A 14,528-nucleotide genomic window follows, 5' to 3' on the forward strand; every position below is an offset into this window, starting at 1 on the left:
AGCAGTTAAAATAAAAGCAAAATAAACGAAAAGGAGTTAAGCTGTTGCTGACTTTATCTTCTGTGCAAACGTTAAATCATTTAACAAAGTTTTATGACTTTTTTTTGGAAAATGAAGATACTTCTAATGCAAATAAAATGAAAGCGCTAATAAAAAAGACGTATTTGGAAGAGTATACGATAACTTTTTGTGGACATTATTCTGCTGGAAAATCCAGTTTAATAAATTATTTATTGAAAACAGATGTGTTGCCTTCCAGTCCTATCCCTACTACAGCAAACATTGTTCGATTAAGAAGTGGAGAGATGCTTGTAAAGGCTATTACACATGATGGGCAAACGTTTATTTATCAAGATGTTGGCAGCAAAAAAGAATGGCAGGCATTGTGTAAAAATAGCAGCGAGATTAAGGAAATGGAGATTAGTCTGCCTGATGTGAATTTGCCTGCTTCTACTATTATAATTGACACACCAGGAATAGATAGTACAGATGAAGCTCATTTTTTAGCAAGCAATTCAAGTATCCATTTATCTGATATTATTTTTTATGTGGTTGATTACAATCATATTCAATCAGAGGTGAATTTTTCCTTTACAAAACAACTGAAGGAAAATGGAAAAGAATTTGTACTAATCATAAATCAAATGGATAAGCATAAAGAAGACGAAATTTCATTAGAAACATTAAAGAGAAGTGTTAATGAGAGTTTTTCGGCATTTTCCATAAAGCCAACATGTATTTTTTTTATAAGTGTAAAAGAAAAAAATTGGCCATTTAATGAATTAAAAGAAGTTCAACTGTATATACACGAAAAAATAATGGATAAAATGAAATTACTTCCTAATACTACAGAACAATCCTTTAACTATATACTAAATGATCATCAGTTCTTTATGGAAAATAAAAAGCAAAAGCAATTAGAAAAGGTGAGTGTTTATTTAGAAAATGAGGAGATTCAAAAACTAGATAAGATGGAGCAGAATTATAGAGAGCTAATAGTTAGAGTAAGTTCCATTGAGAAAGATTTTTTGCAAACAACAGCAAATTTGGAAAAGGAAATGTTGTTATTAATTCAAAATGCATATATCATGCCATATCAAAACAGAGAATTAGCGAAACAATATTTAGCTGCATTACAAAAAGACTTTAGAATTGGTTTATTCTCCACAAAACAAAAAAAAGAAATAGAAAAAAACAAAAGACTTAATCTATTTACGAAAGAATTGGTCAGCACAGCACAATTGCGAATAATGTCGCCATTAATTCTTTTTTTTGAGCAATACAAATCTAGTTTTGAAAGCGCGAACACGAATGTAGAGGTGATAAAAAAGCTAGTAAACTATCAAGTTCCCATTGATTCTAAGATCCTTCAAAAAAACGTGAATAAACATGCGGTTTTTTCGGAAACGTACATTATTCATTATTGTGAAGAAATAGAGAATTATATAAAGGGAAGCATTAAAAAACAGGCACTAATTTGGTTAGATCAAATAAAACAAGCGCATAAGAAGACGATTGAACAAAAAATAATAGAAATAAACAAAAAAACACAGCATTTCTCGAATAAGATAAACGCAAAGAAACAGCAAGACGAAATTATGGCAAACTATCATCAATGGGAGCAGCAATTAACCTATTTATCTCACAGGGTGGATGATCAGTCAACAAACTTCTTATCGTTAGTCAAGGAGCCGATAAAGTCTAACAATAAATCATTCTTCCCTTTTTCAGCAAAAGCATCAGAGATAAAAAATAATGGAACAGACAGTAAAAAGCAAAAAAAACAGCCATTATCTAAAGAGTCAGTTGAAAAAATAATAAATGATCTGCAAGTTTTATGTTATTCACTAAAAGAGGTAACAGGATTTAAACATTTTGCTGCACGAATTGGAAAAAGCATAGATACGGTCCAAACGAAGCAGTATACAATCTGTTTATTTGGCGCGTTTAGTGCAGGGAAATCTTCTTTTGCAAATGCTTTAATTGATTATCCATTGCTGCCTGTTTCACCTAATCCGACAACTTCATCTATTAACCGAATTGTTCCGGTAGATCATTTGCATCCACATGGATCTGTAGAGATTAATTGGAAGACGGAAGAAGAAATATGGATGGAGGTAAAAGAACATTTACAGATCTTTCAACTGGAGGCATCTTCCTTGCAGGCAAGCATACCAATCATGAAAAACCTAATCAAACAGCAAAATGATCGGTTTTCTGTTAGTATTCGGTATTTTGATGCTTTTCTAAAAGGTTATAAGGAGAATAAATCATTATTAGGCAAAAAAATCATGGTGAAATCGGAAATGCTTGAAAAATATGTAGCGAATGAAATGAATGCTTGCTTTATAAAGATTATAGATGTTTTTTTTGATTGTGAATTAACGAGAAAAGGAATTACACTTATTGATACGCCGGGAGGAGATTCTATTAACAGCAGACATACTGCTGTAAGTTTTGATTATATAAAAGAAGCGGATTGTATTCTTTATCTTTCTTATTACCATCATTCTTTTTCAAAAGCGGATGAGAACTTTCTGCTGCAATTAGGAAGAATAAAGCAAGCATTAGAAAAAGACAAAATGTTCTTTATTATTAATGCTATTGATTTAGCTGATTTGAATACGGAATTGGAAGAGGTTAAACAATATATGGAGCAGGAGCTTAAGCGTTATGGATTTCATCATCCACGTATTTCTTCTGTTTCAAGTATGTATTATAAAAAAGAAAACTATCGGCACTATATGGAGGAATTTCAGGAAAAGTTACTTTTCTTTTTACACGATGAGTGGATGTCAATAATGGTTCAATCCGCTCGTCAAGACGGACTGGACGCTATCACATTATTACAAAAATGGCTAGAACAGACAAAGAGAAATACAACAGAAAAGAAAAACGAAATAAAGCGTTTATTGACTGAAAAACAATTAATTTTATCTATTATTAAACAAGATGATGATCAGTATTTACAAGAACTAATGAACAAAGAAATAGACGAGCAATTGTTTTATCTGCAGCAGCGGGTATTTTTCCGTTTTTATGATTTTGCTAAAGAAGCCTTTCATCCAAGTGTGTTAACAGGACATGATAAAAAAAGAGAATTACAAGATGCACTTCAGCTTTTTTTACAGTCATTTAGTTATGAGTTTGAGCAAGAATTACGGGCAACAAGCTTACGATTGGAACACTATTTTAAGCAAACAAGGAAAGCATTTTTTAAAACGCTGCAACAAAAAGTGACTAATGAAAACACGGAAATGATGCTGTCAATAGAAGATAACAAAAACAGCGGATCGATTTCCTTTCATGCACCATTTCGTAAGCTGGACAGCAATTTATTTAAAGAAGCGTTATTATTTTATAAAAATCCGAAAAGTTTTTTTGAACATAATGGTCGTAAATATTTACTAGAAGAATTACAAAAAACAGTAAAGTTCTATAGTGATGCATTTTTAATAGAAGAAACGGAAAGGCTGCAAGCTTATTATAGAATAGTAGGGGAGAAGGAAACCGAGAGGGTATACAACGATATATTTTTACAAATTACGGAATATTATGATGGCAAACAAGCATTACTGACAGAAAGTGAAAATAGTGAAATTGTAGAAATGATTTTGGATAAGGTGAATAGAAAAGGTTTTTTAAAAGGAGAAAACGAAATTAAGGCGAATAATAAATGAAAAAGAACGCGAGTAGGAGGAGGAGGGCTAATTGAAAGATATAGTAGATAAGGCATGGCTGTTAGAAAATTATTTAAATAAAGACATGAGAATAATAGATTGCCGATTTAATTTAGGAAATCCAAAAGAAGGGAAAAAACGTTTTCTGGAAAGTCATATACCGCATAGTATTTATTTCGATTTAGAACAAGATTTGTCAGCACCAGTGAAAAACCACGGAGGTAGACATCCGTTGCCGGAAATCTCTGTAATAAAGGAGAAGCTTGAACGGGCTGGTATAGGTAGAGATACAATTGTAGTAGCGTACGATAATGGTGAAGGTGCGTTTGCTGCTAGAATGTGGTGGCTGTTAACCTATTTAGGACATGATAAAGTATATGTTCTGAATGGAGGATATAAAGCTTGGGTGCAAGAAAATTATCCTACTACCAATACGGAAACAGAATATGAAAGAGCTGTATTTCCTGTTCAGATAAAAGAAACGATAATAGCAAGCTATGAAGAGGTTTATAAGGTGGTGCAGGCAAAGGACCCAGAAACTACTGTATTAATTGATTCTAGAGAATATAAAAGGTACAAAGGAGAATGGGAGCCAATTGATAAAAAAGCTGGGCATATTCCTGGGGCCATTAATAAAGTTTGGACAGAAGGCATAGAAAATGGCTGTTATTTATCAAAAGAAAACCAAAAGAAACGTTTTAATGATTTGGATTCTAACAAAACCTATATTATTTATTGTGGTTCAGGTGTGACGGCCACCCCTAATTATTTGGCATTAAAGATGGCAGGATTTAAGCATATTAAACTATATACTGGCAGCTTTAGTGATTGGATTTCTTATGATGATAATAAAGTGGAAGCAGAATAGTTTTTTTAGTGGAGAAAGAGATTTTCCTGTCAATGCAAAAACGTACCAGTCTAAAACGGTTCTAAATCTGTTATAATGAAGCTTTAGAAAAAGTGGACCTTCATTTGAGGAGCTTCACATTAATTTAGATGAGGAGAGATGGGTTTGAATCAAAAAAACGATGCTTCCCTTCTGCTGGTAGATGGAATGGCATTATTATTTCGTGCCTTTTTTGCTACAGCCGTTACGGGACAATTTATGATAAATAGTAAAGGAACCCCTACAAATGCTATTTATGGGTTTGTGAAGCATTTTTTCACTGCGATGGAACATTTTAATCCATCCCATGTAGCTGTATGCTGGGATATGGGGAGTGCTACATTTAGAACAGAGCTGTATCCAGATTATAAAGCAAATAGAGGGGAAGCGCCTGTTGAACTATTGCCACAATTTGAACTAGTAAAAGATGTAGTGAGTAGCTTTCATGTTCCTAATATTGGTCTTGTTGGATTTGAGGCAGATGATTGTATAGGCACTATCGCTAAAAAGATGAAGGGAAAAGCAAATGTAACGATTTTAACAGGGGATCAAGATATTTTACAACTATTAGATGATCATATTTCTGTTGCGCTATTAAAAAAGGGCTACGGCAATTATCTTGTTCATACTCCTGAAACTTTTTTTGCAGAAAAAGGTATCCAGCCTGCTCAAATGATTGACTTAAAAGCATTGATGGGTGATCCAAGTGATAATTATCCAGGAGTAAAAGGCATCGGTGAAAAAACTGCCTTGAAATTATTGCAAGAGCATGCAAGTGTGGATGGCATCCTTTCTAATCTTGCTAAGCTTACAAAAGCGCAACAATTGAAGATAGAAACAGATATGGAAATGCTTCATTTAAGCAGACTTTTAGCTGAAATAAAATGTGATGTTCCTGTTGAATGCATATTGGAAGAAAGTATTTTTAATATTCACCCAGAAACAGCGATAAACAAATTCATTGAGCTTGAATTTAAACATCTTCATCGTTATGTTCAAAAAGAAGAAGCCAGCTTGTTCTAATTTGCATAGGAAAAGGGTTGTTCATTCGGATAGATCTTCTCCGCTGCTGTAGTAGGAAAATGCTATTTCCTGCAGCAGCGGAGAGGAAAGAACAGCTCTTATTTTGTATTCTTTTTTTTTGCAGCGTTTTCTAATTTGCTTTTAGGACTTGCTGTTCTGTCGTTATCTTGTCCGTATCCTTGAGGATTTACGCCCCCTGCAGCAATACCTTTGTTTGTGTGGTTTTTAATACTCATCTTTATCAGCACCTTTCTTTTTAATCTCACATCATGGGAATAATAACCTAAAGATAGTATCCGCAATTTCGCATAATTTACTCATTTATTATGGATGATAATCTTTGAGGTGAGAAAATTGAATAAAGGTGTTGTTGTTGCATTAACGAGTATTACTGCTGCTCAAGGATTAAAGATTCCCCTCTATTTTTTCAAAACAGGAAAGTGGAAACCAGGATTGTTTTTTCAAACGGGTGGAATGCCGAGTTCTCATTCAGCAGGTGTATCATCACTTACAACATTTATTGCTTTAAAAAAAGGAATTCATTCGTGTGACTTTGCTCTTTCGCTTATATATGGACTAATTGTTATGTATGATGCACAGGGCATTCGGAGACAAACAGGTGAATTAACACTGAAAGTAAATGATTTAGGGGAATTAGTAGAAAAAATGAAAACAGATGAAAAAATTCCTTTTGAAGAGAAGCAGCCAAAAAAATTAAAAGAAATGCTGGGACATCAGCCGCTTGAAGTATTAGGTGGCGCCGTACTTGGTGGATTAATTGGTTATATTGGCTATGCCACATCAAAAAAAGATAGAAAACGATCAAAAAATAAAGTAACATTATGGTAAGAAGCAAGAGGAGAGGGTTGGCGTTATTTGAAAACAGTAGAAGAGTATTTGCTATTCTTACAAAGCAAAGGCTTTTCGTTTGGGGAAGACTCAGTAGGTTTTATCTATTTCGGAAAAGCTCTCACGAATGCAACAGATGAAATAAGCATGGCAGCAATAGAATGCACCTTGAAAATCCAGAAACGTTTTGATGGAAGTTTTTACGTATCTTTATTAGAAATGTTCGTTAACAATAATATCATCACAAAAAGTCAGGCCATTCGTTATATTAAACACAACAAGTTATTCCCACTATAAAGAACGTATCCTTATGTTCATAAATAGCGGGATTTTTTTTATCTAATAACCTGCTTAAACTCTGTCATAAATAAAGGAATTAAATGATGTTCCAATTACATCCAAAGTGAAATTACGAACGTTCAGCTTCTTCTGAAGGATTCTCTCTAATCGCCATTCGAGCAAGCTCGTCTGCTAATTTATTTTGACTGCTAGGAATCCACTTTATAAAAAATAAGTCCAGTTTTTTTGTTAATAATAAAGCTTGTTCAAGCAATGGAGAAAATTGTTTGTTTTTTACAAATTCCTTTTCTACTGCTTGATTGACTAATTGAGAATCTGTACGAAAACTTACAACTAGATAGTTTTTTTGTATGCAGATTTCCAACCCTTTAATAAAAGCATGGTATTCTGCTTCATGATTGCTCATATTTCCAAGCGGAATCGCGTATTTTTCAGCACTTCCATGCCCTTTAATAAAAATGCCTGCACCACTTGGGCCAGGGTTACCAGCGCTGGCACCATCAATATATACTTCGATCATTTTTAAACCTCCATTTGTAAAAGTGGAAAATTGCTAATATTAAACTGGTTGGATAACATAAAAGCATGTAGCTATCATAAAATAACCTAATGCCTCAAAAAGTAAAAAGTACTATATGAGTCATGTGAACATTTTTCTTCGGGGCTATTCAAGGCACTTGCGCTTTTCTATTGTCTAGCTTCAGTGCCTAGCCCCTGTGAAAGATAACCCCATGCCTCAAAAAGTAAAAAGCACTTTATGAGTCATGAGAACATTTTTCTTCGGGGCTATTCAAGGCACTTGCGCTTTTCTATTGTCTAGCTTCAGTGCCTAGCCCCTGTGAAAGATAACCCCATGCCTCAAAAAAGTAAAAAGCACTTTATGAGTCATGTGAACATTTTTCTTCGGGGCTATTCAAGGCACTTGCGCTTTTCTATTGTCTAGCTTCAGTGCCTAGCCCCTGTGAAAGATAACCCCATGCCTCAAAAAAGTAAAAAGCACTTTATGAGTCATGTGAACATTTTTCTTCGGGGCTATTCAAGGCACTTGCGCTTTTCTTCTTATTATAGCGTGAAATGGAGAAATTGTATTTTTTAATGGAAACTTTTCTTTATAAATAAGGAATGAAAAAGAGGGATAAATTTGAAGTATAAATTAGAATGGAAATATATATTAAATAAGGGAAATGAAGCATATTTTACTTCTGATTGGATGTCAGCTAATCTTGCTATTATAATAGGAGAAGACATTGAAAAAAGCAAAAAGGGAAAAGAACTGCTTTATTATGATGAAAAAGGTACTGCATGGAATCTAAAAGAATTAAAAAAATTATCTGAAATAGTGGAAGAAGAACCACATGACTTTTTGATTTATTTTGATGGTGGGTATGATAAAGAGGAAAAAAGAGCAGGCATAGGAGTAGTATTATTTTATCATCAAGGTAAAAAGAAATATAGAATACGTGCAAATGAACTATTTCACGAGATGAGAACAAATAATGAAGCAGAATATGCTGCTTTTTATCATGCTTTGAATTTATTGGAAGAATTAAATGTACATGATGTTACTTGTGAATTTAGAGGTGATTCTCAAGTTGTATTAAAACAGCTAGCTGGGGAATGGCCATGTTATGAAGAAGAATTAAACAAATGGCTGGATCGTATCGAAACAAAAATCTCCGCATTAAATATTCATGGTATTTATACATCTATTGGTAGAAACGATAATAAAGAAGCAGATAAATTAGCCACCCAAGCACTGCAAAACAAAAGGATATACAGCAAAATGCAAATTATAGCACATTAGGTGCAAGACGAAGCATAATAGACGTGTCTAATTTGTAACAAGAATAAAAAGTAAAATAAAGCGGGGATAAAAATTGGGAAGAAAAAAATGGATTCATGAAGTGGAAGAGTTGATGAATGATTATTGTAAAGACTGTTTTTTATATCAACATAATAAAAGAAGCAAAGGGAAAAGAAATGCACATCGATTTTGTATTTCACAATGTACGGTTGGCGAAAGAATAAAAAAATATGGAGAAAAAATATTAGGAGAGGAAGAAGAAAATAACTAGAGCTGACGGATTAGGTCAGCTCTAGGGTAATATTATTCAGAATAATATTATTTGATTATAGTTTTACAACGTTAGCAGCTTGAGGTCCACGGTTTCCTTCAACGATTTCAAAAGAAACTTCTTGTCCTTCTTCTAATGATTTGAATCCGTCTCCTTGAATAGCAGTGAAATGTACGAATACATCATCTCCACCTTCAACTTCGATGAATCCAAAACCTTTTTCGTTATTAAACCATTTTACTTTACCGTTTTGCATATTAAATTTCCTCCTAAGCCTTTCAAGACACTTTCTTTGTGTCTATAAGATAAATATTCTCATAGAACAAAATAATAATAGAAAAAATACTTTTCATAAATTTTGTTAAATGATGTCTATAATATACATCATTAACCCTTTACAGTCAAGGTTTCTAGGCGGATTTTCAGAAAAGTTCCGTCAATTTATCAACCAGTTTATTAGGAGAAATTCCACCTTGGAAAACGCATACATAAAATCAAGCTATTTCAATGGAAAAGTGGGAAAGAGGGGATTTGATTTTGCTATTTTCCTATCATGAAAGTTTGCGTTGCTTCATATTATTGTAGTATTAGCTGCAAATAAATTGCTCCAACAAAGCAAAAAAATCAATATAGAGTTAAGTTAGTAAAACGTAAATAAGAGGGTGGATAAATGTATCGATTTTCTATTGAAAATGAAAATTGGATCTTAAGATTTTCACCACATATTGTGTTGGAGGAAGAAAGGAAGCAGGCAATTGTAAAAAGCATTCTGCAAATGGGAAAAGAGCTCCCCACTTTTTCACATGGAAAATCGTTTGTTATTATGAATAAAAATATCGGATTAATTGTCTTTCATGTGGAGAAAATTCCATCTTTCATTTTAACTGTTTCTACTATTATTGAAAAAGAAAGATGGTATGTGCAGTCAGAGAACAAGATAAAAAAGTATTTTACCTAAGAGGTTTGCTCTTAACATTTATGTTGGATATTGCTTGTATTTTCGCTTATTTCTTTCCCTGTAGACATTATCCAACACCCTTAAATTTTGCAGCCATACTTTTTCAACACACTTAAGAGGCTGAGACATAACTAAATAGATAATAGGTAAAGACGAACATGCTCTAATTTAGCACGTAAATGTTTGCTTTTTTTGCTTCCCTATACTGGTTAGTTATGTTTTTTCATATAGTTAACTCAAACTTCGCAGTTATAAAATTCGTTTGCAGGTCTTGATATTACTCGGTTTAAAACAATAAAATGGGAGGCTTGTTTTTTATTGTGGGGGTTGCTTTCCACTATGGGTTGCTTCGCTTTCCGCGGGGTGGGAGCTCTGAGCCTCCTCGGCGTTGCCTTGCGGGGGTCTTTAGCCTTCCCACATTTCCCGCAGGAGTCTTCGCACCCTCCGTTACAAGCAACCTGTTTTAGAATACGTTCTTGTCTTCGAATTTCATGACAAGGTATCATTGCTAAACCATAGTAGCGTTGATTTTTTTTATGTTATTATCTAACGATGTTTTAACGAAATATTCCACTTTTAGTCTATTTCTATAAGGTGGATGTTTTCACCAGTTCAACGACAGCAACTAATAAATCAAACGGCTTGATTGAAGTGGAAGGTGCGAGACTCCTGTGGGATTAGCGGGTTAGATGAGACCCCGCAGGCGCAAGCGAGGCCACTGAAAAAGTCCTTTTTTTTACTTAGGAAGTCGAAAGTTCATTCTAAATGACCTTTTGACTGCCTTTTGTTTTATAATGAAGAGATCAAATGTATGTAGGTGGTATATAAAATGATTTCCAATCAAGAATCTTTCACACTTAGTCCGTTTTTATCTATTTATGATTTCGTTGTTCCAAAGGATAATATGCTTCGCCAAATAAATGAGCTAGTGGATTTCTCATTCGTTCTCGAAGAATTAAAGACAAAATATTGTCTGGTAAATGGTCGCCATGCCGAGCCGCCGATCCGTATGTTCAAGTATCTCCTTCTAAAATCAATTTTTGATTTGTCAGATGTAGATGTAGTGGAACGTTCTCGGTACGATATGTCGTTTAAATTCTTTCTCGATATGGCACCAGAAGATGCCGTCATTGATCCAAGCTCGTTAACGAAATTTCGTAAACTCCGTCTTCAAGACTTGAGTTTATTAGATATGCTAATCGGCAAGACAGTGGAGATTGCATTGGAGAAAGAAATCATGAAAAGTAAAACCATTATTGTAGATGCTACCCATACAAAAGCGCGTTATAATCAAAAGTCACCGAAAGAATTTTTACAAGAAAAATCCAAAAATGTCCGAAAAGCCGTCTATCAAATAGACGAATCCATCAAAGAAAAATTCCCGCAGAAAACAACTTCTAATGAAGTAAAAGAGGAGTTGGATTACTGTAAAGACATCATTTCTGTTGTGGAATCCGAACCACAAGTCGCTTCCATCCCTGCCGTTAAAGAGAAACTGAATGTGCTAAAAGAAGTGGTGGAAGATTATACAGAACAACTACATTTTTCAACGGATCCAGATGCACGTGTGGGGCATAAATCAGAGGATTCTTCTTTCTTTGGATATAAAACACATATCGCGATGAGTGATGAGCGAATTATAACAGCGGCAGTAGTGACAACAGGCGAAAAAAGCGATGGAAAATATCTTCAAGAGTTAATAAAGAAAAGTAAAGAGACAGGAATGAAAATAGATACAGTTATCGGGGATGCAGCTTACTCCGAGAAAGATAATATTCGCTATACGAAAGAAAATGAGCTGGAACTTGTTTCTAAATTACATCCTCATATTACCCATGGAGCAAGGACAAAAGAAGAAAAATTTTCCTTTAACAAAGATGCGGGAATGTATGTCTGCAATGCAGGTCATATGGCTATTCAAAAAAAATATGATGAGCGAAAGAATCAAGATAAAAACCCTCGAATCAAGTACCTTTTTGATATTGAAAAATGTAAAGTTTGTCCTTTTCGTGAAGGATGTTATAAAGAAGGAGCGAAAAGTAAGTCCTATTCTGTGACCATCAAATCAACGGAACATAAAGAACAGGAGGAATTTCAAGGTACGGAAAAATTCAAAGAACTAGCGAAAACTCGCTATAAGATTGAAGCGAAAAATAGTGAACTAAAACACAGACACGGGTATGAAACAGCCTCCTCCTCGGGTTTATTTGGTATGCAAATTCAAGGAGCGACAGCGATATTCGCTACCAATCTCAAACGAATAATCAAATTAATGCAAGAAAAAGACAACAAATAGAAAAGAATACGAAAGAAAATAGGCAAAAAAAGAAAGTTTTCTGTCAAATTTTTGACAAAAAGCTTTCTTTTTTTTCTATCGTAAATTACTAAAAGAAAAACAATAGGTTTTTCAGTGGCCTCGCGCAAGCGCCGAGGAGGCTCATCGCACGCCCCACGGAAAGCGAGCATCCTGAAACGAGAATCTTGCCCCTATTTAAAAGGAATAATGTTTGCAAAAAACACCATAAAAGATTAATCAATCATCCTTTTCTAATTGCTCTAAACCAGATTAAGTCAATACATGAAGAAGGATTTATAACTGCGAAGTTTGAGTTAAGTATAAAAACTATGTTGTTCCATTACACTACAAAACACTCGCTTTCCGCGGGGAGGAAGCTGAGACCCTGCTCAGCCAAGGGCCAGAAGCGGCTAAAGCCGAGCCTCACGGAAAGCGAAGTGTATGCAGGCTGCGGGTGATAACTACAAACCTTCTTTTTTACATGAATAAAAAACCCAAACCATGATACGAAATATTTTTTATATCTTCGTATCATTTACTTTTACCATGTATAAACTCAATAAATTAAATAGAAATAAGTGCTAAGTCTAGTACAATTTATAATCTTGTCTCATAAAATAATGGTAGGAGTAGATAAATCGTAAACGATAGAGGATAATGGTTACTGTAAGAATGACAAATTTTAATGGAAAACTTAATTAATATGTACCCATAGTGAAATCTGTTAATGAACGTAGAAATATGTATATAAATGAAGGTTTATGTTATATTTTCTTGCGGAATTTACTCCCTTAAATTGGAATAGGGAAAAAATAAAAAAGATAGCAAGAAAGCATTGAAATGTGCTTAGAAATATGGTTTTATTAACTTGATTGATAAACATTATTTATTATTTAAATAGTCATATTATTTGCTTTTTAGAGAAAAAGAAAACTAAAATTAAATAAAAAAGGAAGTTTTGAAAAAATGATTGAAACGATTGTAAAAAGCAGTCAAAGTCCGTATTATGAAATTTCAAAAGAAGACCAATTGATTTTAAGCCCTTTTGAAGGTATTGTGGATCAAATATTAATTCAAGAAAATGCATATTTTTATGAATGGGAAACAATATTAACGATCAAGACCAAAGGGGATGAAATAAAAGAAATAGGTGTACCATTTAGTGGTTCTATTGTTTCGCTTTTAGTGAAGCAGGGTGATAAAATTTCATTTAATACGAAGCTTGCTTCTTTACAGGATGATTTGTTAGTAACAGGTTGTGATTGATAATGTATTTGGAAATATCAAGATTAAAAAAATATAAAATCGGTTATCGTACTGCGAAAACAGCTGCCGCAGTAAGCATAGGCATTACTATTGCACAGTTATGCAAATTAGATTTTTTTGTTTCTTCTGCAATTATAACGATACTATGTGTCCAAAACTCAAAAAAAAAATCGCTTCATAGTGCATTTGCCCGCTTTATCGCATGTATGTTGGCCATTCCTTTTTCCTTTGTGTTTTTTGAAGGAATTGCTTATAAGCCATATGCGATTGGGCTATTATTACTTGTATTTATTCCTACTACCGTATTATTGAAAGTAAATGAAGGGGTAGTTACAAGTACCGTAATCATTCTTCATATTTATTCAAGAAATCAGATGAATTGGGATGTTATTCGAAATGAGCTTGGATTAATTGTCATTGGTATAGGAGCTGCATTGCTTGTAAATAGTTATATGCCTAGCTTAGATAAACAAATGAAAGTTTACCAAAAAAAGATCGAAAAGCATTTCCAAGAGCTATTGATGGAAATGGTTGAATTTCTACGGAATAATGAATGTGATTTTAATTATCAAAGTAAATTAAAAAGTACGGCAAAAGAAGTGCAAATAGCCAAAAGTTTAGCATTTAGAGATGTTCAAAATCATTTTACAAGAAAAGAAAATTATTATTATAAATATTTCACTATTCGTGAAAAACAGCTAGATATTGTGGAACGGTTGTTTAATAGAGTAACATCTGTTCAAACATTAACAGAACAAAGACAAGTTGTTGCCGATTTTTTAGAAGAGCTAAGTCTTTGTATTCATCCTGGAAATACAGCACAGCTGTTTTTAAGCAAACTACAAAGAATAGAAGAGCTAATAAAAAAAGAGTCTTTGCCCCATAATTGGGATGTATTTGAAGAGCAGGCACAAATATATTATGTAATTAAAGAGATTGAACAATATTTAGAAATTAAAAAGTCGTTAAAAGTAGCATATCAATAATAAGAAAGAGTGGGTTAAAAATAGAGAGCTCTACTCCTCATCATGAATGGTGGAATAAAAGCATTTGTTTTTATTCCACTCTTTTTATGTGTATAAAGAAACTTCTTCTTAAAGTGAAAAGTAAACTAGTTATTTTTTAAATTTCAGAAAGGGAATATAAAGAGGGGGAAATATATTATTTGATTCAATCGTTTTTCAGGATGTTTACC

14 protein-coding genes are annotated in these 14,528 nt (G+C 33.5%); 11 read left to right on the forward strand and 3 right to left on the reverse strand.

The window, feature by feature from the left end; translation table 11 throughout:
* Positions 1–44 precede the first annotated feature (44 nt).
* From AC5LWL_RS11115 to AC5LWL_RS11125, 3 genes are all read left to right on the forward strand, one after another.
* A complete protein-coding gene (locus AC5LWL_RS11115) occupies positions 45–3,680 on the forward strand; it encodes a dynamin family protein (RefSeq protein ID WP_493434374.1) in 3,636 nt (1,211 codons plus the stop codon).
* Positions 3,681–3,711: 31 nt separating this feature from the next.
* Positions 3,712–4,548, forward strand: a complete 837-nt coding sequence (locus AC5LWL_RS11120; RefSeq protein ID WP_493434375.1) for a sulfurtransferase — start codon at positions 3,712–3,714, stop codon at positions 4,546–4,548.
* A gap of 144 nt (positions 4,549–4,692) precedes the next feature.
* Positions 4,693–5,589, forward strand: coding sequence for a 5'-3' exonuclease (locus AC5LWL_RS11125; protein ID WP_493434376.1), 897 nt, complete (start codon positions 4,693–4,695; stop codon positions 5,587–5,589).
* A 98-nt stretch (positions 5,590–5,687) separates the two neighbouring features.
* On the opposite strand, the gene sspL is transcribed toward AC5LWL_RS11125, so the two are convergent.
* Entirely contained in the window at positions 5,688–5,825 is a 138-nt protein-coding gene (gene sspL / locus AC5LWL_RS11130; protein ID WP_493434377.1) for a small, acid-soluble spore protein L, read from the reverse strand.
* Positions 5,826–5,943: 118 nt separating this feature from the next.
* Here sspL and AC5LWL_RS11135 point away from each other — a divergent pair, with 118 nt between their 5' ends.
* Entirely contained in the window at positions 5,944–6,438 is a 495-nt protein-coding gene (locus tag AC5LWL_RS11135; RefSeq protein WP_493434378.1) for a divergent PAP2 family protein, read from the forward strand.
* A 27-nt stretch (positions 6,439–6,465) separates the two neighbouring features.
* Entirely contained in the window at positions 6,466–6,735 is a 270-nt protein-coding gene (locus AC5LWL_RS11140; protein WP_493434379.1) for a DUF6123 family protein, read from the forward strand.
* A gap of 112 nt (positions 6,736–6,847) precedes the next feature.
* Here AC5LWL_RS11140 and AC5LWL_RS11145 read toward each other — a convergent pair whose 3' ends face one another.
* Positions 6,848–7,258: a reverse transcriptase-like protein gene (locus tag AC5LWL_RS11145; protein WP_493434380.1), complete on the reverse strand. Its 411-nt coding sequence runs from the start codon at positions 7,256–7,258 to the stop codon at positions 6,848–6,850.
* A gap of 621 nt (positions 7,259–7,879) precedes the next feature.
* Here AC5LWL_RS11145 and AC5LWL_RS11150 point away from each other — a divergent pair.
* Together AC5LWL_RS11150 and AC5LWL_RS11155 are read left to right on the forward strand one after the other, a co-directional pair.
* Positions 7,880–8,542, forward strand: a complete 663-nt coding sequence (locus tag AC5LWL_RS11150; RefSeq protein WP_493434381.1) for a reverse transcriptase-like protein — start codon at positions 7,880–7,882, stop codon at positions 8,540–8,542.
* Between the two features lie 73 nt (positions 8,543–8,615).
* Positions 8,616–8,813 (forward strand): zinc-finger domain-containing protein, encoded by a 198-nt coding sequence (locus AC5LWL_RS11155; protein WP_493434382.1) that lies wholly within the window; start codon positions 8,616–8,618, stop codon positions 8,811–8,813.
* A 55-nt stretch (positions 8,814–8,868) separates the two neighbouring features.
* Here the strand turns inward: AC5LWL_RS11155 and cspD are convergent, their stop codons facing one another.
* Positions 8,869–9,069: a cold-shock protein CspD gene (cspD, locus tag AC5LWL_RS11160; RefSeq protein ID WP_009791749.1), complete on the reverse strand. Its 201-nt coding sequence runs from the start codon at positions 9,067–9,069 to the stop codon at positions 8,869–8,871.
* 414 nt (positions 9,070–9,483) lie between these two features.
* On the opposite strand from cspD, the gene AC5LWL_RS11165 reads away from it, so the two are divergent.
* The 4 genes from AC5LWL_RS11165 to AC5LWL_RS11180 all read left to right on the forward strand — a co-directional run bounded on the left by AC5LWL_RS11165 (position 9,484) and on the right by AC5LWL_RS11180 (position 14,319).
* Positions 9,484–9,771, forward strand: a complete 288-nt coding sequence (locus tag AC5LWL_RS11165) for a hypothetical protein (RefSeq protein WP_493434383.1) — start codon at positions 9,484–9,486, stop codon at positions 9,769–9,771.
* 829 nt (positions 9,772–10,600) lie between these two features.
* A complete protein-coding gene (locus tag AC5LWL_RS11170; RefSeq protein ID WP_493434384.1) occupies positions 10,601–12,067 on the forward strand; it encodes an IS1182 family transposase in 1,467 nt (488 codons plus the stop codon).
* A 966-nt stretch (positions 12,068–13,033) separates the two neighbouring features.
* Positions 13,034–13,333: a hypothetical protein gene (locus AC5LWL_RS11175; protein ID WP_493434385.1), complete on the forward strand. Its 300-nt coding sequence runs from the start codon at positions 13,034–13,036 to the stop codon at positions 13,331–13,333.
* 2 nt (positions 13,334–13,335) lie between these two features.
* Positions 13,336–14,319 (forward strand): aromatic acid exporter family protein, encoded by a 984-nt coding sequence (locus AC5LWL_RS11180; RefSeq protein ID WP_493434386.1) that lies wholly within the window; start codon positions 13,336–13,338, stop codon positions 14,317–14,319.
* Positions 14,320–14,528: the final 209 nt, after the last annotated feature.

Source organism: Niallia sp. WK069_GA_01 (assembly GCF_983173855.1).